20 protein-coding genes are annotated in these 23497 nt (G+C 67.7%); 11 read left to right on the plus strand and 9 right to left on the minus strand.

The features are described from left to right. Positions 1-49 precede the first annotated feature (49 nt). Together rpoD and dtd are read right to left on the minus strand one after the other, a co-directional pair. Positions 50-1924 (minus strand): RNA polymerase sigma factor RpoD, encoded by a 1875-nt coding sequence (gene rpoD, locus H7A86_RS17905; RefSeq protein ID WP_016902493.1) that lies wholly within the window; start codon positions 1922-1924, stop codon positions 50-52. Between the two features lie 107 nt (positions 1925-2031). Next, positions 2032-2472: a D-aminoacyl-tRNA deacylase gene (gene dtd / locus H7A86_RS17910; protein WP_119131710.1), complete on the minus strand. Its 441-nt coding sequence runs from the start codon at positions 2470-2472 to the stop codon at positions 2032-2034. Between dtd and H7A86_RS17915 the strand changes: the two genes are divergently transcribed. After that, a complete protein-coding gene (locus H7A86_RS17915; protein ID WP_180707934.1) occupies positions 2471-3487 on the plus strand; it encodes a lauroyl acyltransferase in 1017 nt (338 codons plus the stop codon). The two genes, dtd and H7A86_RS17915, sit on opposite strands and share 2 nt — an antisense overlap. A 76-nt stretch (positions 3488-3563) precedes the next feature. On the opposite strand, the gene H7A86_RS17920 is transcribed toward H7A86_RS17915, so the two are convergent. Then, positions 3564-4085 carry a GNAT family N-acetyltransferase gene (locus H7A86_RS17920; protein ID WP_119131708.1) on the minus strand — a complete coding sequence of 174 codons (522 nt, stop codon included), beginning with the start codon at positions 4083-4085 and terminating at the stop codon, positions 3564-3566. Positions 4086-4329: 244 nt separating this feature from the next. On the opposite strand from H7A86_RS17920, the gene ribA reads away from it, so the two are divergent. The 3 genes from ribA (at position 4330) to H7A86_RS17935 (ending at position 7581) form a co-directional block, all read left to right on the plus strand. Continuing rightward, the gene (gene ribA, locus H7A86_RS17925; RefSeq protein ID WP_119131707.1) at positions 4330-5463 is read left to right on the plus strand and encodes a GTP cyclohydrolase II RibA; all 1134 of its coding nucleotides are present in this window, start codon (positions 4330-4332) and stop codon (positions 5461-5463) included. A gap of 139 nt (positions 5464-5602) precedes the next feature. Beyond that, positions 5603-6079 (plus strand): PH domain-containing protein, encoded by a 477-nt coding sequence (locus tag H7A86_RS17930; RefSeq protein WP_104650080.1) that lies wholly within the window; start codon positions 5603-5605, stop codon positions 6077-6079. Further along, complete coding sequence (locus tag H7A86_RS17935; protein WP_119131706.1) at positions 6076-7581, plus strand: PH domain-containing protein; 1506 nt, start codon at positions 6076-6078, stop codon at positions 7579-7581. Before H7A86_RS17930 ends, H7A86_RS17935 begins: the two co-directional genes overlap by 4 nt. A gap of 146 nt (positions 7582-7727) precedes the next feature. On the opposite strand, the gene H7A86_RS17940 is transcribed toward H7A86_RS17935, so the two are convergent. After that, positions 7728-8786, minus strand: coding sequence for a CDP-glycerol glycerophosphotransferase family protein (locus H7A86_RS17940; protein WP_119131705.1), 1059 nt, complete (start codon positions 8784-8786; stop codon positions 7728-7730). Here H7A86_RS17940 and H7A86_RS17945 point away from each other — a divergent pair, their 5' ends adjacent. Further along, positions 8787-9611 (plus strand): glycosyltransferase family 2 protein, encoded by an 825-nt coding sequence (locus H7A86_RS17945; protein ID WP_119131704.1) that lies wholly within the window; start codon positions 8787-8789, stop codon positions 9609-9611. Positions 9612-9731: 120 nt separating this feature from the next. On the opposite strand, the gene H7A86_RS17950 is transcribed toward H7A86_RS17945, so the two are convergent. The 5 genes from H7A86_RS17950 to def all read right to left on the minus strand — a co-directional run bounded on the left by H7A86_RS17950 (position 9732) and on the right by def (position 15785). Further along, positions 9732-11009 (minus strand): O-antigen ligase family protein, encoded by a 1278-nt coding sequence (locus tag H7A86_RS17950; RefSeq protein WP_119131703.1) that lies wholly within the window; start codon positions 11007-11009, stop codon positions 9732-9734. Between the two features lie 152 nt (positions 11010-11161). Continuing rightward, the gene (locus H7A86_RS17955; RefSeq protein WP_119131702.1) at positions 11162-12883 is read right to left on the minus strand and encodes an ArnT family glycosyltransferase; all 1722 of its coding nucleotides are present in this window, start codon (positions 12881-12883) and stop codon (positions 11162-11164) included. Between the two features lie 47 nt (positions 12884-12930). Next, the gene (gene rsmB, locus H7A86_RS17960; RefSeq protein ID WP_104584072.1) at positions 12931-14241 is read right to left on the minus strand and encodes a 16S rRNA (cytosine(967)-C(5))-methyltransferase RsmB; all 1311 of its coding nucleotides are present in this window, start codon (positions 14239-14241) and stop codon (positions 12931-12933) included. Further along, positions 14241-15164: a methionyl-tRNA formyltransferase gene (fmt, locus tag H7A86_RS17965; protein WP_115050834.1), complete on the minus strand. Its 924-nt coding sequence runs from the start codon at positions 15162-15164 to the stop codon at positions 14241-14243. The genes rsmB and fmt overlap by 1 nt, the downstream gene beginning before the upstream one ends. A 108-nt stretch (positions 15165-15272) precedes the next feature. Beyond that, positions 15273-15785, minus strand: a complete 513-nt coding sequence (gene def, locus H7A86_RS17970; protein WP_119128109.1) for a peptide deformylase — start codon at positions 15783-15785, stop codon at positions 15273-15275. 131 nt (positions 15786-15916) lie between these two features. Between def and H7A86_RS17975 the strand changes: the two genes are divergently transcribed. From H7A86_RS17975 to H7A86_RS18000, 6 genes are all read left to right on the plus strand, one after another. Then, positions 15917-17053 (plus strand): LysM peptidoglycan-binding domain-containing protein, encoded by a 1137-nt coding sequence (locus H7A86_RS17975; RefSeq protein WP_104584069.1) that lies wholly within the window; start codon positions 15917-15919, stop codon positions 17051-17053. A gap of 71 nt (positions 17054-17124) precedes the next feature. After that, entirely contained in the window at positions 17125-18261 is a 1137-nt protein-coding gene (gene dprA, locus H7A86_RS17980) for a DNA-processing protein DprA (RefSeq protein WP_119131701.1), read from the plus strand. Positions 18262-18304: 43 nt separating this feature from the next. Further along, positions 18305-18778, plus strand: coding sequence for a DUF494 family protein (locus tag H7A86_RS17985; protein WP_003484452.1), 474 nt, complete (start codon positions 18305-18307; stop codon positions 18776-18778). A gap of 37 nt (positions 18779-18815) precedes the next feature. Further along, positions 18816-19550 (plus strand): pilin, encoded by a 735-nt coding sequence (locus H7A86_RS17990; RefSeq protein ID WP_119131700.1) that lies wholly within the window; start codon positions 18816-18818, stop codon positions 19548-19550. Between the two features lie 27 nt (positions 19551-19577). Continuing rightward, positions 19578-20819, plus strand: coding sequence for an RDD family protein (locus H7A86_RS17995; protein WP_119131699.1), 1242 nt, complete (start codon positions 19578-19580; stop codon positions 20817-20819). Between the two features lie 182 nt (positions 20820-21001). Continuing rightward, complete coding sequence (locus tag H7A86_RS18000) at positions 21002-23497, plus strand: DNA topoisomerase I (RefSeq protein ID WP_104584082.1); 2496 nt, start codon at positions 21002-21004, stop codon at positions 23495-23497.

Genomic DNA, 23497 nt, shown 5'->3' on the forward strand with positions numbered 1-23497 from the left:
CGCAAATGCGGGGCTGTTGTGTGATCACTGCACCGGTACGACGACTGGATCAGTCGATGTCCAGGAACGAGCGCAGCTGCTCCGAACGGCTCGGGTGACGCAGCTTGCGCAACGCCTTGGCCTCTATCTGACGAATCCGCTCGCGGGTGACGTCGAACTGCTTGCCGACTTCTTCCAACGTGTGATCGGTATTCATGTCGATACCGAAGCGCATCCGCAGCACCTTGGCCTCGCGCGGGGTCAGGCCTGCCAGCACGTCCCGCACCGTCTCGGAGAGATTGATGTTGGTGGTGTTGTCGATCGGGGACTCCACGTTGGTGTCCTCGATGAAGTCGCCCAGATGCGAATCCTCGTCGTCGCCGATCGGGGTTTCCATCGAGATCGGCTCCTTGGCGATCTTCATCACCTTGCGGATCTTGTCCTCGGGCATGTCCATTTCCTTGGCCAGCTCCTCCGGCGTGGCCTCGCGGCCGAACTGCTGGAGCATCTGGCGGGAAATGCGGTTCAACTTGTTGATCGTTTCGATCATGTGCACCGGAATACGGATGGTGCGCGCCTGATCGGCGATCGAACGGGTGATGGCCTGACGGATCCACCACGTTGCATACGTCGAGAACTTGTAACCGCGACGGTATTCGAACTTGTCCACGGCCTTCATCAGGCCGATGTTGCCTTCCTGGATCAGGTCGAGGAACTGCAGGCCGCGGTTGGTGTACTTCTTGGCAATGGAGATGACCAGACGCAGGTTGGCCTCGACCATTTCCTTCTTGGCCTTGCGTGCCTTGGCTTCGCCATAGGCCATTGCACGGCTGATCTCCTTGATCTCGCCCAGGGTCAGGTAGTTGGCCTTCTCCATCTCGATCGAGCCCTGCTGCTCGGAGACGATCTGGTCCTTGACGTCGCGCAGCGCCGACGACCACTTCTGCTTGCGCTTGAGTGCGTCTTCCACCCATTCCAGGTTGGTCTGGTTGCCTTCCCAGGAACGAATGAAATCCTTGCGCGGCATGCGTGCCACGGTGGTGGCCAGGTGCAGCACCTTGCGCTCGTGGTCCTTGATGCCGTTGACCACGCCACGCAGCTGGGTGACCAGCGCATCGGTCAGCGGCAGCGGCAGCTTGAGCGTGGTGAAGATGGCGGCCATGTCCTCGCGCGCCTTGACCACCAGCTTGTGCTCGGCGCCGTTCTTGGCATAGATCTTCTTGAACTTGGCGTATTCGTTGGCCAGGTTCTCCATGCGCGTGGCCACTTCCACCGGGTCCGGACCGGTCGGGCCGGCCTCTTCCTCGGCAGCGTCGTCATCGCCGTCTTCGTCGTCGTCTTCATCGACCGCGTCTTCGTCCACGGCGACGGGGCCGGCGGCGGCCAGCGCGGCAGCGGCGGCGTCGGCTTCTTCGATCAGGTCGTTGAAGCCGACCACGATCTCGGCCAGACGCTTCTTGCCTTCCTTGTGCGCTTCGTAATCGGCCAGCAGCATTTCGGTCGACAGCGGGAACACGCCCAGTGCTGCCTGGACCTGGCTCAGGCCTTCTTCGATACGCTTGGCAATGGCAATTTCGCCTTCGCGGGTCAGCAGCTCGACCGTGCCCATTTCGCGCATGTACATGCGCACCGGGTCGGTGGTGCGGCCACCTTCGGTGTCGAGCGCGGTCAGCGCGGCGGCAGCTTCTTCGGCTGCGGTGTCGTCAACCTCGCGGTTGCCGGTGTTGCCATCGTTGAGCAACAGGGTTTCAGCATCGGGTGCAACTTCATGGACATCGATGCCCATGCCGTTGATCATGCTGATGATGTCTTCGATCTGCTCCGGGTCGACCAGGTCGTCGGGCAGGTGGTCATTGACTTCGGCGTAGGTCAGATAGCCCTGTTCCAGGCCCTTGCTGATCAGTAGCTTGATGTCGGATTGCTGGGCAGGACGTTCGTTGGCCATGAGTGCTCGCGCCACCGGCTTTGAGATTGGAAAGAGAACCTAGCATTATACCAGCGTGAAGCCCGGTCTGCCGGATTCAAGACAGGACCGCTGGTGGACGTGGGTTTCTAGGGTCTGAGAAGGAAAGTCACCGGGCCATCGTTGACCAGGTCGACAACCATATGGGCACCGAAGCGCCCGGTTTCCACCCCGCCGCGATGTTTTTGCCGGCAGATCGCCACCAATTGATTGAACGCCCGTTCAGCCTCCACAGGCGGCGCCGCCGTGCTGAAGCCGGGGCGATTGCCGGAACGGGTGTCCGCGGCCAGGGTGAACTGGCTGACCAGCAGCAGGCCGCCGCCGGTGTCGGCGAGTGAGTGGTTCATCTTGCCGGTGTCGTCGGCGAACACGCGGTAGCCGAGCAGGCGCTCGGCCAGGCGCCGGATCTGCGCGTCGCTGTCGCCGGGCTCGACCCCGACCAGCGCCAGCAGCCCGGGACCGATCTGCCCGACGGTCTGCGTATCGACCGTGACTGCGGCGCGGGTGACACGTTGGATCAGCGCAAGCATGGGCACTCTCAGGCAGCAAACCGTGCCGCGCAGCATGCCCAGCGCCGCCCGTGCTGTCACGCGCGGGCCTTGGCCGGCCGCGCTGTTTAGAATTGCGCAGATGAAACCCGATGTCCGTGCCCGCCTGCTCTACGCCACCGCCTCCACCGTGGGCCGCCTGCCGTGGCCGCTGCTCAAACGTGTGGCCGACGCGCTGGCCTGGAGCTGGCGCAAGCTCAATGCGCGCGAGGCCCGCGTGACACGCCGCAACCTGGAGCTGGCGTACCCGGAACTGGATGCCGGCCAGCGCGCGCAGCTGCATGCGCAGGTGCTGCGGTCGACCGCGCGGCAGACGCTGGAAGTGCTGCGTACCTGGACCCGCCCGCCGGCCGAGAACCTGGCGCGGCTGCAGCGCAATGGCCAGGAACTCTACGACGCGGCGCTGGCCTCCGGGCGCGGCGTCATCGTGGCCGCGCCGCACTTCGGCAACTGGGAGCTGCTCAACCAGTGGCTGTCCGAACGCGGGCCGATCGCCATCGTCTACCGCCCGCCGGAATCGGACACGGTGGACGGCTTCCTGCAACTGGCCCGTGGCGGCGACAACGTGCGCCAGGTGCGTGCCGAAGGCCCGGCAGTGCGGCAGTTGTTCAAGGTGCTCAAGGACGGCGGTGCGGTCGGCATCCTTCCCGACCAGCAGCCGAAAATGGGCGATGGCGTGTTTGCGCCGTTCTTCGGCATCCCCGCCCTGACCATGACCCTGGTCAACCGGCTTGCCGAGCGCACCGGCGCGATCGTGCTGTATGGCTGGTGCGAACGCGCCGGCGGTGACCTGCAGTTCGCGCTGCATGTGCAGCCGGCCGACCCGGCAGTGGCCGACGCCGACCCGGTGCGCGCCGCCAGCGCGCTCAACGCAGGCATCGAACAGATCGCCCGGCGCGACCCGGCGCAGTACCAATGGACCTACAAGCGCTACACGCTACGCCCGCCGGGCAGCGGCGAGGCCAATCCATATGCGACCGAGCGGCATCCGCACTGACCGCGGCGGACTGCAGACAGATCCGCTTGCGCAAAGTGCCGCCGCCGTTGCGGCGTTGGCAACCACCGCCACAGGCTCAATCGTCGTGCGGATCGGCCGGGGTGGCCAGGATGCGCTGATAGAACGCCAGGTCCAGCCAACGGCCGAACTTGAAACCGGCCTCGCGCACGGTGCCGGCGTGGGTGAAGCCGAATTGTTCGTGCAAGGCGATGCTGGCCTGATTGCTGGCATCGATACCGCCGACCAGCACATGCACGCCGCGCTGTTCTGCCGCCGCGATCACACCCTGCAACAGCAGGCGTCCCAGGCCCTTGCCGCGATGGTCGCGGTGCACATAGACCGAATGCTCGACGCTGTACTTGAACGCCGGCCAGGCGCGGAAGGTGCCGTAGCTGGCAAAGCCCATCAGGCTGCCGTCGGCCGCTTCCACCCCGATCACCGGAAAGCCGCCTGCACGCTTGGTGGCAAACCAGCCGACCATGCTTTCCGGCGGCCGCGGCCTGTAGTCGTACAACGCGGTGGAGGTGGCGATGGCGTCGTTGAAGATGTCCAGGATGGCGCTGGCGTGGCGGTCTTCGCTGCAGTCGATAAGAGACATGGGATCCGATACGGGCAGGGGGTCTTGGGATTAAAAGGCATTGCCCGGCGATGAACAACGCGGCCGGCATGCAACCAATCCACGCCTGCCGTGCAACTCAAACGGCGGGCGCTGGATGCAGCGTTCCACCCGGCCGTGGCGACTGGCGATTGCGAACCACGCGACAATGGCTGCATGCGGCAGGCAGTGGCCGCCGCAGCGTCCGCCTTGAAGCGGGCGTGGCAATCCCCATCTGGAGTCGTGCATGAGCAGCCCCGTCCCCTCCTCCAGCGCACAGGCCTTCGGTGATCCGGCGGCGATCCGCTGCGAGCGCGCCGCCTCCGAGCTGCGCGCCGGCCGCCCGGTGCTGCTGACCGCGGCCAACGGGCAGGCACGCGCGGTACTGGCATTGGACAGCAGCACCGCGCAGTCGTATGCGGCCTTCGCACGTGCGGCGCAGCGGCGGCACTATCTGTTCGTCACCCCGACCCGTGCCCAGGTGCTGGGCCTGAACGCCCCGCAGGGCGCACGCGTGGCGCTGGCCGAGCACGACTACGACCAGCTCGCGGCCCTGGCCTACCTGCGCGACACCCCGGTCCCGACGCAGTGGACCGCGGGCGATACGCTGGACGCAGGCGCGGTGGAGATCGCGCGGCTGGGACTGCTGCTGCCGGCGATGCTGGCGGTGGAGCTGCACGACGCGGATGACCAGGCCGCCTTCGCCGGCTGCCAGTCGCTGGCACTGGACGATCTGGCCAGCGGTTGCGCCACATCCGCCGCTGCCGGCTACGAGTTGGTCACCCGCACGCCGGTGCCGTTGCGCGGGCTGGGGATGAGCGAGTTCGTGGTGTTCCGCGGTGGGGTGGCGCAGCGCGACCAGGTGGCGATCGTGGTCGGCCAGCCCGACCTGTCGGCCGCAGTGCCGGTGCGCGTGCATTCTTCCTGCCTGACCGGCGATCTGTTCGGCTCGCTCAAATGCGATTGCGGCGACCAGCTGCGGCACGGCCTGGCCAAGCTGAAGGACCTCGGCGGCGGCGTGCTACTGTATTTGGACCAGGAAGGCCGCGGCACCGGCATTGCCGCCAAGATGCGCGCGTACGGCTACCAGCATGCCGGCCTGGACACCATCGACGCCGACGCGCAACTGGGCTTCGGCCCGGACGAGCGCCGCTACGGCAGTGCGGTGGCGATGCTGCGCGGCCTGGGCATCGGCCGGATCCGGCTGCTGACCAACAATCCCGCCAAGGCCGAGCGCCTGCGCGCGGCCGGTATCGCGGTCGAAGACCGCATCCCGGTGACCGGCGACATCACTGCGGAAAACGAACAGTACCTGCGCACCAAGGCCGCGCGCGCCGGGCATGCGCTGGATGTGGACGCGCTGATCCTGGCCGCGCAGTAAGCGCCGCCTGCACCGGATGCGCCCGCCCTCGGCGCCCGGCTATGCTTGCGCACCGCTTCTGCAGGCCAGCCTTGTGCACGACGCTCCACCGCCGCACCCCGAGGTCATCGTCACCGCCGCGCCGGCAGAGGGTCCGGCCGTGGACCACACGCAGTGGCAACCGCTACCGCAGCGCGGGGCCTATGTGGCCGGCGTCAACGGCGCACTGGGCGGCGGATGTGCCGGGCTGATCGCGGCCGGCGTGACCGCCACGGGGTTGCACGCCTGGCATCACTGGCCGCTGGTGCTGGGCCTGACCGCGGTTGCCGCGCTGCTGGGCGCGTGGTTCGCGGTCAAGCGGCATCGGCTCACCCACTGGAAACTCGACCACCACGGGCTGGCGCTGCAACGTGGTCATCTCTGGCAGAGCGACACGCGCATTCCGATTTCGCGCGTGCAGCACGTGGACCTGCGCCGCGGCCCGATCGAACGCGCCACCGGGCTGACCACGCTGGTGGTGCATACCGCCGGCAGCCGGCTCAACGCGGTGGCGTTGTCCGGCCTGGATCAGGGCGATGCCGAACGCCTGCGCGACCGCCTCGCCCGCCAGCTCGATCACGACGACGACGCGCTGTGAGTGCCATCGAACATCCCGGCCAGGACGAGCAGCGCCTGCATCCGTTGTCGTGGGTGTTCGTGCTGTTGCAGCAGATCCGCCAGTTCCTGATTCCGCTGGCGGCGTTGATCCTGTTCGGCAGCCGCGATGGCAGCCGCGACTCGGCCGACCACATCGCCACCGGCGTGGTGATGGCGGTGCTGGTGGCGATCTCGGTGCTGCGCTATTTCACCTACCGCTACCGCATCGGCACCGATGGCGTGGCGATCCGCAGCGGGCTGCTGGAACGCAGCCGGCGCGATATCCCGTTCGCGCGCATCCACAACGTGGTGGTGCATCAATCGCTGCTGCACCGGCTGGCCGGGGTGGCCGAAGTGCGGCTGGAATCGGCCGGTGGCCACAAGCCCGAAGCGGAAATGCGCGTGCTGCGGCTGGACCAGGCGCTGGCGCTGGAAGACCTGATCCGTCGCCGCACACATGATGCCGACGCCACGACGCCGCAGCCCGCGGCCGACAGCAACAGCTTGCTGCGCCTGCCGTTGGGCGAAGTGATCCGGCTGGGGCTGATCTCCAACCGCGGCATGGTGGTGGTGGCTGCCAGCTTCGGCGTGATCTACCAGATGATCCCGCGCCGCACGGTGTCCAACTTCGTCGAGCACAACGGCGAGCTGGCGTACCGCTATGTCAGCCAGGTCCATCCGGGGACGGCCGTCGCCGCGACCCTGGTGGTGCTCGGCACCCTGGCCGTGCTGATCGCGATGCGCGCGTTGTCGGTGGCCCTGGCGGTGGCGCAGTACCACGGTTTCCACCTCAGCCAATCCGAGCGCCGCCTGACCGTGGAGCGCGGCCTGCTGACGCGCATCCGCAGCAGTGTGGCGCTGCGGCGCATCCAGTCGTGGACGTTGTACGAAAGCCGCCTGCATCGCCTGTTCGGCCGTCGCCAGTTGCGGGTGGAGACCGCAGTGGCCGGCAGCGCCGACCGCGAAGGCAGCGCGTTGAAGGAGCTGGCGCCGATTGCCGACCCGCAACGCTGCGATGCCTTGTTGCAGCGCCTGCTGCCGGGGATTGCCTGGCCGCCTGCGCAGTGGCAGGCGATCGCCACGCATTGCTGGTGGCGATTGAGCCTGCCCACGCTGTTGGTGCTGCTGCCGCTGGTGGGCGGCCTGGCCTGGCAATTCGGCAACCAGGCGGCGTGGTTGCTGCTGTGGTTGCCGTGGAGTGCGTTCAAGGCGCATCGCCAGGTGCACCGCATGGGCTATGCGGTGGATGCGCGGTTTGTCGCCGTGCGCGGCGGCTGGTGGAAACGCTGGTGGCGGCTGGCCGAGCTGGACAAGCTGCAGGCGCTGCAACTGCAACGCTCGCCGCTGGATCGCCTGTCCGGCACCGCAACGCTGTGGCTGGACACCGCCGGCGCCAGCCCGACCGGCCCGGGGTTACGCCTGCGCTTTGTGCCGTTGGCGCAGGCGCAGGCGCTGCAGGCCCGGTTGGGTGCCGCGTTGACGCGGCGCAAGTTGCGTTGGTGAGTTGGGAATCGGGATTCGGGATTCGGGATTCGGGATTCGGGATTCGGGAATCGGGATTCGGGAATCGGGATTCGGGATTGGGGGTTGGGGATTGGTTGAAGACTGCTGATAGGCAGCCACTTGGAGCCACTGATCAAACCCCGGTTTCAGCGCCGGGACGGGCCCCAGTATCCGAGTTCGCGGCGGATCTGCAGGCCGCGCCACACTGCGCCCAGCGGCTTGCGCCGCAGTGGACCGAGCTTGCCCGCGATGAAGTCCTCGGTCGCTGCAATCACCCGCTCCGACGATTGCCCGTCGCGGTACGGATGGATCGCATCGGCATACCTGGCCAGCGCACTGCGCAGCGCCGCATCCGGCGCCAACGCGCGCGCCAGCTGCTGCGGTAATTGCCCGGGCTGCTGGAAGTCCAGCATATGCGGCTGCGGCACGCGGTTGCGGAAGGTCACCACCGGTTTGTGCTGCACCACGAACTCGGACACGATCGATGAGGTATCCGACACCAGCACATCGGCCGCACGCTGCGCGGCCATGACCTGTTCGGGTTCGACAAAGCATGCATGCGGCCCGGCCAGCGCGCGATAGCGATCGAACAGCTCCGGCGCGCACTTCGGGTGCAGGGTCAGCAGCCAGTAATGCGCACCGCGCGCGATATCGGCGGCGATCTGCTCGTAGAGCGCGGGCGCGGCGCTCAGGCGCTCGGTAAACGTGGAGCCGAACAGGATCACCGGCCGCCCGTTGGCGGGCGCGCGCAGTGCCGCGCTGCGTCCGCCATCGTCGCGAAACACCGGGTCGAGCTTGGGCCAGCCGGTTTCGACCACCGCGAAATGCCCTTCGCGCGCGGCGAGTGCGCGAAACGGCGCCGTGGTGGCCGGGCCCTGCGTGCAATACAGATCGAACAGTCCACGCACGCGGAAGTGCCCACGGTTGTCTTCGCGTTTCTGCACGTTGAAACCATGGAACAGCTGCACCTTGGCACCGGCAATGAACGGCGGCACCCAGTTGGCCGCGCTGAACACCGCCTGCGGGCGCAATTCCAGCGCCTCGCGCAGGCCGACCTGGCGCACATCCGGCAACACCAGCCCGCGCGCACCACCCTCGAACCAGGCAGACACGGCGTGCCCGCGGGCCTGTAATGCCTGCGCCAATGGCGCCAGAATAGGCAACGCGTAACGCTCCGTTGCGAACAGCAGGTATTGAGCCATCACATGTCCTCTTCGACCGCACCCGACGAACGGCCGCGCATCAGCGCCTGCATTATCGCGTTCAACGAGGCCGATCGCCTACGCGACTGCCTGCGCTCGCTGGCGTTCTGCGACGAGATCGTGGTGGTGGACTCCGGCTCCACCGATGCCACCGTGACGCTGGCCACCGCACATGGCGCACGCGTCCTGCAACGTACCTTCGATGGCTATCGCAGCCAGAAGGCGTTCTGCGTGGCGCAGGCCAGCCATGACTGGGTGTTGTGCCTGGATGCCGACGAACGCGTCAGCGATGGCTTGCGGGCATCGATCATTGCCGCGCGCGATGGCGGTTTTGCCGGTGCGGCCGGCTATCGCTTCGCACGGCTGTCGGATTATTTCGGCCGGTTCCTGCGCCATGGCAATGCGTATCCGGATCGGGTGCTGCGCCTGTTCGATCGACGCCGCGGCGGCTGGCGCGGCAAGCGCGAGATCCACGAAGCGGCCAGTGTCGACGGGGCGGTCATGACCCTGGCGGGCGACCTGATCCACTACCCCTACCGCTCGCTGGCGCAGCAACTGGCCAAGACCCAGCGCTACGCGCAGATGATGGCCGAGCACGACTACGCGAGCGGCAAGCGTGCGACCTGGAGCAAGCTGGTGCTGGCACCGGCCTGGCGCTTCTGGCGCGGCTACCTGCTGCGTGGCGGGTTTCGCGATGGCTGGCACGGCTTGATCTACGCCTATGTCCGCGCCAACTACGTGCGCCAGAAGACCATCATGTTATGGCTGCTGCAGCACAACCAACCGGTGCAGGATCCGCCGCGCGTGGACGATCGCCGCGACGGCTGAACGCAGCGACCCGCATGCGACCGCCGCGACGGCTGCGCCCGCCGCCAGGTCGGCGCTCCGAGCCAACAGTCACCTATCCGATGATGGGGCCGAGCCCACCACCCACCGCAAGGCCGCTCGCTAGGCCTTGTCGGCCGCTCGCACCGAGTATGCCTGCGCCTGGCGCGCCGCCAGGCCGACCAGCACACCGACCATCGCCGTGTAGAAGCTGGCCGACACCTGGTGCGCAAACATCGACTGGGTCAGTCCGCACAGGGCATAGCTCACCACGATCATCACACCGGCCGCTGCCGGCCCGCGGAACTGGCGCTGGCCGCTGCGTCGATGCAGCCGCACGAAGATCCACAACGGCACGCCGTAGACCGCAAACAACAACAACAGGCCCGGTACTCCCTGGGTGGCGCCCCACTCGGCCAGATCGTTGTGCGCATGGCCCAGATGACAGCGCAGCAGCCAGGTGTCGCCGGCGCACACCGGCAGCTCGCGCATCGCATCGTCGAAGCGCCCGACGCCGATGCCGGTCAGCGGATGCGCGCGCAAGGTATCCCAGGCCACGTGCAGCCGCTCGATACGGGCACCGGCAGACGAGTCGCTGTCGCCGACCTCGTAGCGCCGCAGGTCGCTCTGCAACTCGCCCAGGCGCATCTGCTCGGTCAAGGCCGGCACGCTGAGCACCACGCCCACCGCCAGCACCGCACCGCCGACGAAGGTCAGCAAGCGCAGGCGTGCGCTCTGCCAGGGCGCGCCCCAGATCAGCACGCCCAGGGTCACCAGCAACGACAACCACACCCCGCGACTGCCGCTGAGCACGATCACCACCACCGTGGCGATGGCCGCGCCCACCAGCCAGCGCACATGGCCGACCGGACGGCAGAACACTGCCACCACCAGCAGCATCAGCGCGATATCGGCAAACACGATCGCATTGGTCCAGCCTTCGGCGCGGGGGGCCCCGTTCATCACCTGCAGCATGGCGATCACCATTGCCGCGAACACGCCGGCCAACGCGCCGCGCCAGAGCCAGATCTGGCGCGGCTGCAGTGCGTACGCCCACACCGCCGCCCAGGGCAGCACCAGAAAGCGCGAGCGGTTGTCGACATCGCGCAGCCCGTGTTCGAACAGCACGATCGACAGCAGCGACATCGCGATCACCGCCGCCGTCAGCCAGCCCAGCGCGCGCACCGACCAGCTGCGCGCGACGATGCCCGCGCGCAGGCTGCGCCAGCCCACCAGCGAGCCAAGCAGCAGGCACAGCCCGAAGGGCAGCAAGCCACTCGGCATGTTGACCACCAGCGCGGTCAACGCAAAGACACCCAGTTCGGCAATGCCCACACCTGCCGGTGATGCAATGGGGGCCGAGGAGGAAAGTGCAGCGGGCTGGGTGGGCAAGGAATTCATTCAGACATCGGTGGCGAATGGGGGTGAATCGGGCGGCACGCGTCAGCAACGCCGGCCAAGCTAACGATGTCCCGCATGAATCCATGCTAGACGACGGCCGGCGGCGGCGTTGACGCGCCGCCGATCGTGGCCGGAACCTGTGCTGCGCCGGCTCATTCGGTGTCCAGGTTGCCCTGCTCCTGCGCTTCCACTGCCCGCTGCTCGGCACTTGCCACGCAGCTGCCGTGCACGGCATCGGCCGGTACCAGCCACCAGCGACGGCGGTTGGCCACGCCCACCATCTGGCTGCGGCTGCGGTCCACGCAGGCCAGCAGCGCGGTCTCCTGCGCCATCAGCCAGCGTTGCTCCGGGTCTTGTGCCTGCCAGGCCACCGCACGCTGCAGTTGCTGCTCCCACGGCACCTTGAAGCCGAAGGTCTGCGCGGGGCGGTCGGCCATCAGCAGGTTCTGCTCCTTCCAGGCCACCAGCCCGAGCTGCGCATCCGGGCCGATCCGGCGCCCGGCCTCGCGCATCACCGCGCCCGCCGAACTGGAATCGTTGAAGATCGGATAGCAGACCAACCCGAACGCCACCCACCACGCGCCCAGCAGCGATGCGGCGGCAAGCGCGGAACGGCGCACCCGCAGCAGCAACAGGCTGGCCATGCCCCACAGGCCCACCGCCAGCAGCAGCCAGCCGAGCGGGTCGGTGGCCTCGCTGCCGACTCCGCGGCTGTCCATGATCTTCTGCTCGAACCCCGGGTGCCCGATCAGCATCGCCGCACCGCCGGCAACGAAGGCCACCGTCAGCAGCACCACGAATCCGAACAGCAGCCGCTGCACCCCGGCACGGCGCAGCAGGCCTGCCGCCAGCGGCGCCAGGGCCAGGCAGAACATCGGCAGCGCCGGCAGGATGTACACATCGCGCTTGCCGCTGGGAATGGTGAAGAACACCAGCACCAGCAGCCACCAGGCCAGCGGCAACAGATAGCGCGCATCGCGTCGCTTGAGCCGGCGCCACCAGGCCGGGATCGCCCAGGGCAGCAACAGGATGGTCGGCAGCCACATCGTGGCCATGCCCTTGAAGTGGTACCAGACCGGCTGCGCGTGATCCCAGGAATTGGCATAACGCTTGGCGGTCTGGCGCAGCAGGATGTCGTTGAGATAGACGCGGTACTCGGGCTGGCCGGCAGTCAGCGCGGTCACCATCATCGGCACGAACCACAACAGGATCGCGATGAAGAAGAACAGCGGCCCCAGCCAGAAACGCCGATCGCGCACATGCACGCGCACGCCCGGCCAGCCGCGCGCCGCCGCAATGCCGGCCGGGATCAGCATCAGCAGGGCGATGATGCCGACCCCCTTGGTGATCACACCTAGCCCGGCGGCGAACCAGCCCAGCGTCCACCAGCGCCAGGCCGGCCCCAGCAGCAGATGGCGCAGCAGTCCGTAATTGGCCAGGGTGATCCAGAACACCACCAGCGGATCGATCTGCGCCTTCTTGGCCTGGAAGGTGAAGTGCAGCGTGAACAGCAGCATCCAGGCCGCATAGGCCCCCACGCGCCGCGTCCATAGCCGCCGCCCGAGGTCGTACACGCAGGCCAGCGTGCCCAGCGCCGCCAGCAGCGACGGCAACAGGAACGCCACCCGCCAGTTGCCCAGCAGCATGCAGAACAGCGCCTGCAGCCACATCAGCATCGGCGGCTTGTCCGAGTACAGCTCGTTGCCGCGATGCGGGAACAGCCAGTCGCCGCTCATCACCATCTGCTTGGCGACCAGCGCAAACCGCGGCTCGTCCGACGGCCAGGGGTCGCGCAGTCCCAGGCCGGCGCCGATCACCAGCACAGCCGTGATGGCCAGCAGCCAGAAATCCTTGGAAGCACGAGTCTTGAGCATGACGGATGGCGTGGGTGCGGAGGTGGAGCGCCGGGTTCGGCGCGCGGTCAGGACGCTTTTAGCAAAAGCGCGTAGAAAAAACCGTCGCAGTGCCGCTCGCCGGGGAAACGCTGCCGTCCGGCACCGGCCGCATGCCCGAATTGCGCACCCAGCGGCTGCGCCCGTGCGTCGGCAGTGCGTTGCAGGAAGGCATCCACCTGCGCCTGGTTCTCGCGCGCAAGCAGGGAACAGGTGGTGTAGAGCAGCTGCCCACCCGGTCGCAGCGTGCGCCAGCTGGCATCGAGCAGACGCGCCTGCAATGCGCACAAGGCGTCGATATCGTCGGCACGGCGATGCAGCAGCACGTCCGGCTGACGGCGCACCACGCCGGTGGCCGAACACGGCGCATCCAGCAGCACCGCATCGAACGGCTGGCCGTCCCACCATGCGTCGGTCTCGGCCGCATCGGCCGCGTGCAGGGTCACCTGCGCGCCCGGCACGGTGCGCTGCAGGGTCTGCTGCACCCGCTCCAGCCGGCGCGCATCCACATCCAGCGCGGTGAGCTGCAGGCCGCGATGGCGCTCCAGCAGATGCGCGGCCTTGCCACCGGGCGCGGCGCAGGCATCGAGCACACGCGCAGACGGCGCCAGCACCAGCGCATCGGCCACCTGCTGCGCGGAGCCGTCCTGCACCGAGACATCGCCCTCGGCAAAGCCCGGCAACTGGCTCACCGGCACCGCGCCGTGCAGACGCACCGCATCCGGCAACACCGCGTCCGTTTCGGCGGCGATGCCCAGCGCGGCCAGGCCTGCGACATAGCCGGCCGGGTCGATCCGCGAGCGCTGCACGCGCAGCCACATCGGCGCCATCTGCGCGCTTGCCTCGAAAATGGTCTCGGCCTGGTCGCCCCAATCGGCGCGCAGTTGCTTGCGCAGCCAGGACGGCCAGCCCGCATCGGCGGACACCGCCGGAAACCCCTCGCGCTGGGCGCGCCGCAGGATCGCGTTGACCATGCCGGCCTGACGCGGCCGGCCCAACGCGCGGCACGCGTCCACGGTGGCCGACAAGGCCGCATGCGCGGGCAGCTGCAGCACGTCGAGCTGGGCGAAGCCGGCCATCAGCAGCGCCTTCAGTTCGGCATCGCGCGGCGGCAACGGGCGTTCCAGCCACTGCCGCAATGCCACGTCATAGGCCGGGCGGCGGCGCAGCACCGCAAAGCAGATCGCCTCCACCAGCGCGCGGTCGCGTGGATCATCAAGACCGGGCAGGGTCGCGGCCAGTTCGGCCTTGAGCGAGCGGCCCTGGTCGAACACGGCCGTCAGCACCCGTGCCGCGGCCAGACGCGAGCCCACGCCCGCCATTGCGGTCTCTGCCGGCATCAGCGCAGCGCCGGCAGGTCGCGGCGTGCGTTGAGGTAGTCGGCAGCGGTGATCGCCTTGCCGCCCTCGCGCTGCAGCACGCGCACCCGCAGCGCGCCCTGCCCGCAGGCGATGTCGATGCCTTGCTTGCTGGCGGCGAGCAGGGTGCCCGGCGCCTGCTGATGCGCCAGCTCCAGCGCCACCGCGCCATGCAGGCGCACGCGCTCGCCGGCCAGCAACGCCTCGGCCACCGGCCATGGATTGAACGCGCGCACGCGCCGCGCCAGTTCCTGCGCCGGCTGCGCCCAGTCCAGCCGCGCCTGCGCCTTGTCCAGCTTGTGCGCGTAGGTCACGCCCTCGGCCGGCTGCGGTTGCGCCACCGGACGGATGCCGGCACGCAGCAGGCCCAGGCCATCGGACAGCACCTGCGCGCCCAGCGCGGCCAGGCGGTCGTGCAGCTGCCCGCCGGTTTCCTGCTCGCCGATTGCGATGCGCTGCGACAGCAGCACCGGGCCGGTATCCAGCCCGGCTTCCATCTGCATCAGGCAGACGCCGGTTTCGGTATCGCCGGCCTCGATCGCGCGCTGGATCGGCGCGGCGCCACGCCAGCGCGGCAGCAACGAGGCATGTACGTTCCAGCAGCCGTGGGTCGGCGCGGCCAGCACCGCCTTGGGCAGGATCAGGCCGTAGGCCACCACCACCATCAGGTCGGCATTGAGCGCGCGCAGCGTGGCCAGTGCCTCGGGCGAACGTAATGTCTGCGGCTGCAACACCGGAATGCCGCGCGCGATCGCCTCCAGCTTGACCGGCGAGGGCGTCAACCCACGGCCACGGCCGGCAGGCCGATCCGGCTGGGTATAGACCGCCACCACTTCATGCCGCTGCGCGGCGGCGCGCAACGAGGCGACGGCAAAATCCGGCGTACCGGCAAATACGATTCTCATAGGGCGGGGGTTCGGGAGTGGGGATTGGGGAGTCGCAACGGCGGATTCGGCAATCGGTGAGAGAACCGGCTTTGCGAATCCCGACTCCCAAGTCCCAAATCCCGGCCGTCAGGCCACGTGTTTACGCTGCTTGGCCAGCTTCTTGCGCACCATCTCGCGCTTGAGCGGCGACAGGTAATCGACGAACAGCTTGCCGTCCAGATGGTCCATCTCGTGCTGGATGCACACCGCCAGCAGGCCATCGGTGCTCAGTTCCTGCGCCTTGCCCTGGCGGTCGAGATAGCGCACGGTGATCGCATCGGCGCGGGCGACATCGGCATAGATGCCCGGTACCGACAGGCAGCCTTCCTGATACACCTGCTCGCCCTGCCTGCTCACGATTTCCGGGTTGACGAACACCTGCGGGAGATTCTTCTCCTCGCTGACGTCGATCACCATGAAACGCTTGTGCACGTCCACCTGACTGGCGGCCAGGCCGATGCCGGGCGCCTCGTACATGGTCTGGAACATGTCGTCGAGCAGGGCCTGGAATGCCGGGCTGGTGAGCTCGGCAGCATCGACCGGCACGGCCTTGGTGCGCAGCCGCGGGTCGGGGAATTCGAGGATAGGGAGCAAAGCCATGGGATTACCCGTCTGGGAACACCGGCGCTGCGCCGGCAAGACGCTGTCATTCTAGCGCAATGCTTGCGTGACGCCCCGGTTTCTGGACTATAGTGCGCGGACCTGTTGGGGAATCAGGCAAGAAGGCACTCATGTTGAACCGACTTCGTACGGTCGTCGCTGCGGCGATGCTGACCGTCGCGACCTACGCTGCCGCGCAAGCGGTGGGCGAACATCCAGACACCTACGTGGTCCGCAAGGGCGATACCCTGTGGGACATTGCTGGACGTTTCCTGCAGAAGCCGTGGTTGTGGCCGGAAATCTGGCAGGCCAACCCGCAGATCCAGAATCCGCACCTGATCTACCCCGGCGACGTGATCAGCCTGGCCTACCTGGATCGCGTCGCCAAGGGCACCGTCCAGCCCGGCCCGCGCCAGGAAGCGCCGATCAACGCGATTCCGCTGGCGGAGGTCGAGCCGTTCCTGAAGAACCTGCGCGTCACCGACGACTTCGACCAGCTGCCGTACGTGGTGGGCCTGGAAGGCGGCCGCGCGCGCGCCACCACCGGCCAGGTGGCCTATGTGGTCGGCCTGGACGATGCACAGCCGGGCCAGCGCTTTGCGGTGGTGCGCCCGACCGTGAAGTTCAGCCTGCCCAAGCACAACGAAGACCTCGATGCGGCCGGCAACATCACCGCGGGCGCCGGCAACATCTGGAAGAACTACATCGCGCCGAGCACGCGCCGCGAATTCCTGGGCTACGAACTGGCACAGGTCAACGTCGGCACCATCACGCGCAGCGCGGCGGGCGGCAATTCCAAGGCGGCCACCCTGCTGCTGCAGGACAGCGGCCGCGAAGTGCGCGCCGGCGATCGCATCGTTGCCGTCGAAGCGCAGCCGTACGACCTGCAGTTCATCCCGCATCCGCCGTCGGAACAGGCGCTGCAGACCGAATTGCGGGTGCTGGCCATCTCCGATGCCTTCATCGTCGGCGGTACCCGCGATGTGATCGCCATCTCCGGCGGCGCCCGCGAAGGCATCAACAACGGCACGGTGTTCTCGATCTGGCGCAAGGGCCGCACGGTCAGCGACCGCGTCAAGCATTCGCGCTTCTCGCGGACCGACGACGACTTCAGCGGCCCGGCCGGCTCCACCGTCGGCCTGCCCGACGAATACGCCTCGCACGCGATGGTGTTCCGCACCTTCGACAAGGTCAGCTATGCGCTGGTGATGGAAAGCGTCAAGCCAACCGGCCTGGGCTACTTCGTAAAGCATCCCGACGCGCAGTAAGCGACAATTCCGATGCGGTAATGCGACGGCGCCCGAGGGCGCCGTCGTCGTTTGCGGTCCAGGCTTGAGGCATGGCTCTCACCACTCCCGACCTGCGCGCATTCCTGACCCTGCTCATGGCGGGTGGCCGCAGCCCGCCGCGCAGCGCACTGCTGCGCTGTTTTGGCAGCCCGGCAGAGATACTGGTCGCCGGGCACGAGGCCTGGCGTGCCGCCGGCTGCGACGATCTGCAGGCGGCTCGCCTGCAGGCGCCCGATGCGCGCGTCCTGGACGCAGCCCTGCACTGGTGCGAGCAGCCCGGCCATCACCTGATCGGCCTGAACGACCCCGACTACCCCGCCCTGCTGCGCCACATCGTCAACCCGCCACTGGCCCTGTTCGTGGACGGCGATCCGAACGCGCTCTGGCACCCGGGCGTGGCCGTGGTCGGCAGCCGCTCCGCCACCGCCGGCGGCCGCGACCACACCCGCGCATTCGCCTCCAGCCTGGCCGGCGCCGGCCTGGCCATCGTCAGCGGCATGGCCGCCGGCGTGGATGCAATCGCGCACGAGGCCGCGCTTGCCCGCAGCGACGCCATCACCGTGGCGGTGGTGGGCACCGGCACGGATGTGGCCTATCCCGCGTATCACCAGTGCCTGCGCGATCGCATCGCCGCGCGTGGTGCGGTGGTCAGCGAGTACCTGCCCGGCACCGGGGCGGTCGCGGGACACTTCCCGGCCCGCAACCGGATCATCGCCGGGCTGGCCCTGGGCACCCTGGTGGTGGAAGCAGCCATGCGCTCGGGTGCGCTGATCACCGCGCGACTGGCGGCGGAGGCCGGGCGCGAGGTGTTCGCCCTGCCCGGCTCGCTGCACAATCCGCTCGCGCGCGGCTGCCATCACCTGATCCGGCAGGGCGCCACCCTGGCGCAGGAGCCGGCCCAGATCATCGACGGCCTGCGCCTGCTGTCGGGCGAGCTGGCAGACGCCTTGCGCCAGCGCCTGGCCGCCCCCACTGATCAGGCCAGGACACCACCGCAGGCCGGCACGGCGCGCTCGGATCCGGACTACCAGCGCTTGTGGCAGGCGCTGGGCCACGACCCAACCCCTATGGATTCCCTGGTCGAACGCACCGGATTGACGGCCGCCGCGCTGTCCTCCATGCTGCTCATCATGGAACTGGAGGGAGACGTGGTCGCCGAGCACGGTCGCTATACCCGCAATCCCTAGTTTCTTCACCTCCACAGCGTCGCGCGACGCAGGCCGAGGGGCAATGAAAGAGAGCATTCTTGATGTACTGCTGTACCTGTTCGAACATTATTTCAGCGAAGATGCGGACCTGGTCCGCGACCGTGACTCGCTTCAGAATGGCCTGATCCAGGCCGGTTTCAGTCCCGCAGAAATCAGCAAAGCCTTCGACTGGCTGGACGCGCTCTCCGAGCAGCGGCCCAGTGTCGCGCGCCCGCATGTCGATGGACCTGTACGCATCTATCACGGCCCGGAGCTGGACAAGCTCGATGTGGACTGCCGTGGATTTCTGCTGTTCCTGGAACAACACCGCATCCTGGATGCCGACCAGCGCGAGCTGGTGCTGGACCGCGCCATGGCGCTGGATCAGGACGAACTTGACCTGGACGACCTCAAATGGGTGGTCTTGATGGTGCTGTTCAACCAGCCGGGCGCCGAGGCGGCCTATGCCTGGATGGAAACGCAGATGTTCCTGGACGAGCCTGAACCCGTACACTGAAGCGGATGCCGCAACGGAAGCGTGCGAGGGGACGGCAATGAGCAGTTGGTATTACGCCGAGGGCAACCGCCATCGGCGTGGCCCGGTGGCCGGCGAGGCCTTGCTGGCGCTGTATCGCGATCACGCGATCGCACTGGACACCCTGGTCTGGCGCGCAGGATTTGCCCGATGGGTGCCGCTGTCAGCGTGCGCCGACGAGCTCGGGCCCCCGATTTCCACTGCCATGCGCACCGCAGTGCTGCCGCCGCCGCTGCCGCCGGTTCCGCCTGCAGCTGTTCACGCCGCAGCCGCCAGTTCGCCCCCGTCGTCAGCGCAACGCCTGCCCGGCAACGGGCCCGGTTGGCCGCTGGCGCTGGTGCTGAGCGCGGTGGTGGGCCTGTTCGTGCTGGTGGCGGTGATCGGCATCCTGGCTGCGATCGCGCTGCCGGCGTATCAGGACTACACCGCGCGTAGCAAGGTCGCCCGGGCGATCACGGCGCTGGCGCCCTTGAAGCCGCAGATCGCCGGGTTTCTCGCCCAGCAAGGCCGTTGCCCGGTCAATGGCGATGCCGGCTTCCTCGCGCCAGAGCGATATGCAAACGAGGTGCTGACCAGCGTGCAGATCGGCCGTTTCGACACCACCGAATGCGGCGTCGAGGCGCTGCTGCATGCGCCGACAATGACCAGGATCGACGGCAAGGCGCTGTGGCTGGATTTCGACGCGGATGCCGGCACCTGGCAGTGCAGCTCCGAGATCGACGACGACCAACTGCCGCCGGGCTGCCGCGGCTAGTCAATCGCTTTACCCAAGGGGACTTCAATGACGCAGTGGTACTACGCCGACGCACAATGCGAGCGCCAGGGGCCGGTGGACACGGATACGCTTCGCGCGCGCCTGTCCGACGGCCTGATCGATGCATCCAGCCTGGTCTGGCGCGAAGGCTTGCCGCAGTGGGTGACACTTGGCGAGGTCGCGGCCGAGCTGGACGTCGCCACCGCGGTGCCGATGCCTCCCGCGCCGACCGCCGATGCGGACCTGGACGTTCCGCGCAGCGTGCCGCAGGCGACGGTTGACCCGGCCAGCGGCGCGGCGGGCGGTACGCCTACTGCAGCCGCGTCATTTGCCGCCCGCACTGCAGGCGCTGCGCCTGGGCAGGCCGAACCCGGCCTTGCCGATCAGCATGCGGTGGCCGATCACCAGCAGCTTCCGGCGCGCGAGCACGCTGCACCGGCAGATGCTGCACCGGTCGATCCAGTGGCGTGGGCCACCACGCCGGCAGACGCGGCCACAACTCCAGCGGCCCCGGACCCGATCCTGACCACCACCGCTAACGCGCCTACGCCGGCCTCTGCCTCGTCGCATCCATCCGCCGGCGTACCGGTTCCGGATGCCTGGGGCTCTGCCGCCGCGCCTGCAGCCACCGTTGCCTTGCATGAGGCCCCGGTTGTCTACGCCGGACTGTGGCGGCGCGTGGCCGCCAGCATCCTGGACAGCCTGATCACCAGCTTTGCGGTGTACCTGATCGTGATTCCGTTGGTGTTCGTCGTGGCGCTGGCGACCACCCGGGGCGATTCCGGCTCGGCGCTGGACGACGGCAGCGCACTCGGCACCGCCATCCTGGTGCTGTCCTATGGCATCGGCCTGGCGATCCCGACGCTGTATTTCGCCTGGATGCAGTCCAGCCGGCATCAGGCCAGCCTGGGCAAGCTCGCCTGCGGCATCAAGCTGGTGCGTGCCGACAGCAACGGCGGCCGGGTCGGTTTTTGGCGCAACGTGCTGCGCTATCTGGCCTACATGCTGATCAGCGTGCTCACCCTGGGCATCGGCGCGATCGTGGCGGCGTTCATGGCCGGCATGACCGCGCGCAAGCAGGCCCCGCACGACAAGGTCTGCGACACCCTGGTGGTGGACCGCTGGGCCTTCACCGATCACCCGGAGCGGCAATCTAGGGGTCTGGATACGGTCACCATCGTGGTCCTGGCCATTTATGCGGTGCTGCTGGTGTTCTCGGTCGTGGCGCTGGCCTTCCTGCTGACCGCCATCGGAATGAGCCAGAACTAGCAGTTCGCGGCACTGGCCGCTTGACACGGCGGCGTCCGCCGTGATCTTTCTAATAAGAGAACTGAACGCCCGGGCTCGTTTCCCGGGCGTTGACGTGTGGGAAACAGGCGATCTGCTTCCCTCCACCGGCCAATTAGGCCACGCTACCCGCCCCCCGGGCCCTGCCCAAAGAATTCGCCACCATGCCCAAGCACCTGCTCATCGTCGAATCGCCTGCCAAGGCCAAGACGATCAATAAATACCTCGGCAAGGACTTCACCGTCCTGGCCTCGTATGGGCACGTGCGCGATCTCGTCCCCAAGGAGGGCGCGGTCGATCCGGACAATGGCTTTGCGATGCGCTACGACCTGATCGAGAAGAACGAGAAGCATGTCGAAGCCATTGCGCGCGCCGCCAAGAGCGCCGACGACATCTATCTGGCCACCGACCCGGACCGCGAGGGCGAGGCGATCAGCTGGCACATCGCCGAGATCCTGAAAGAGCGCGGGCTGCTCAAGGACAAGACGATGCAGCGGGTGGTGTTCACCGAAATCACCCCGCGCGCGATCAAGGAAGCCATGCTCAAGCCGCGCGCGATCGCGGCCGATCTGGTCGATGCGCAGCAGGCCCGCCGCGCGCTCGACTATCTGGTCGGCTTCAACCTGTCGCCGGTGCTGTGGCGCAAGGTGCAGCGCGGGCTGTCGGCCGGCCGCGTGCAGTCGCCGGCGCTGCGCATGATCGTGGAGCGCGAGGAAGAGATCGAAGCCTTCATCGCACGCGAATACTGGTCCATCGATGCGCATTGCCGGCATCCGTCGCAGCCGTTCAATGCGCGCCTGATCAAGCTGGACGGGCAGAAGTTCGAGCAGTTCACCGTCACCGACGGCGATACCGCCGAAGCGGCGCGGCTGCGCATCCAGCAGGCCGCCCAAGGCGTGCTGCATGTCACCGATGTGGCCAGCAAGGAGCGCAAGCGCCGCCCTGCCCCGCCATTCACCACCTCCACGCTGCAACAGGAAGCCTCGCGCAAGCTCGGCTTCACCACCCGCAAGACCATGCAGGTGGCGCAGAAACTGTATGAAGGCGTGGCGCTGGGCGACGAAGGCTCGGTCGGTCTGATCAGCTATATGCGTACCGACTCGGTGAACCTGTCGCAGGACGCGCTGGCGGAAATCCGCGATGTGATCGCGCGCGATTTCGGCACCGCCTCGTTGCCGGACCAGCCCAACGCCTACACCACCAAATCCAAGAACGCGCAGGAAGCGCATGAGGCGGTGCGTCCGACCTCGGCGCTGCGCACCCCGGCGCAGGTGGCGCGCTTCCTGTCCGACGACGAGCGTCGCCTGTACGAGTTGATCTGGCGCCGCGCAGTGGCCTGCCAGATGATCCCGGCCACGCTCAACACCGTCAGCGTCGATCTGTCGGCCGGCAGCGAGCACGTGTTCCGCGCCAGCGGCACCACCGTGGTGGTGGCGGGCTTCCTGGCGGTCTACGAAGAAGGCAAGGACACCAAGAGCAGCGAGGACGAGGACGAAGGCCGCAAGCTGCCGCTGATGAAGGCCGGCGACAACATCCCGCTGGACCGCATCGTCACCGACCAGCACTTCACCCAGCCGCCGCCGCGCTTCACCGAAGCGGCGCTGGTCAAGGCGCTGGAGGAATACGGCATCGGCCGGCCGTCGACCTACGCCTCAATCATCCAGACCCTGCAGTTCCGCAAGTACGTGGAAATGGAAGGCCGCAGCTTCCGTCCCACCGACGTGGGCCGCGCCGTCTCCAAGTTCCTGTCCGGGCATTTCACCCGCTACGTGGATTACGACTTCACCGCCAAGCTCGAAGACGACCTGGATGCGGTCTCGCGCGGCGAGGAAGAGTGGATCCCGTTGATGGAGAAGTTCTGGGGCCCGTTCAAGGAACTGGTCGAGGACAAGAAGGATTCGCTGGACAAGACCGACGCCGGCAGCGTGCGCGTGCTGGGCACCGACCCGGTCAGCGGCAAGGAAGTCAGCGCACGCATCGGCCGGTTCGGCCCGATGGTGCAGATCGGCACCGTCGAAGACGAGGAGAAGCCCACCTTCGCCTCGCTGCGGCCGGGCCAGAGCATCTATTCGATTTCCATCGAGGACGCGCTGGAACTGTTCAAGATGCCGCGCGCGCTGGGCCAGGACAAGGACCAGGACGTCAGCGTCGGCATCGGCCGCTTCGGTCCGTTCGCACGCCGCGGCAGCGTCTATGCCTCGCTGAAGAAGGAAGACGACCCGTACACCATCGACCTGGCGCGCGCGGTGTTCCTGATCGAGGAGAAGGAAGAGATCGCGCGCAACCGCGTGATCAAGGACTTCGAAGGCAGCGACATCCAGGTGCTCAATGGCCGCTTCGGCCCGTACATCAGCGATGGCAAGCTCAATGGCAAGATCCCCAAGGATCGCGAGCCGGCCACGCTGACGTTCGAAGAAGTGCAGCAGTTGCTGGCCGATACCGGCAAGCCGGTGCGCAAGGGCTTCGGCGCCAAGAAGGCCACGCTCAAGAAGAACGCGGTGAAGGATTCGGCCAAGGAGGCCAAGGACGCCGCCAAGAAGACCGCGGTCAAGAAAACCGCCACCAAGACGGCGGCGAAGAAGGCGCCGGCCAAGAAGGCCGCTGCCAAGAAGGCCACCAAGCGCGTGGTCAAGAAGACCGTGAGCAAGGCCGCAGGCTAA

This window comes from Xanthomonas euroxanthea, from assembly GCF_903989455.1.
GTDB lineage: Bacteria > Pseudomonadota > Gammaproteobacteria > Xanthomonadales > Xanthomonadaceae > Xanthomonas > Xanthomonas euroxanthea.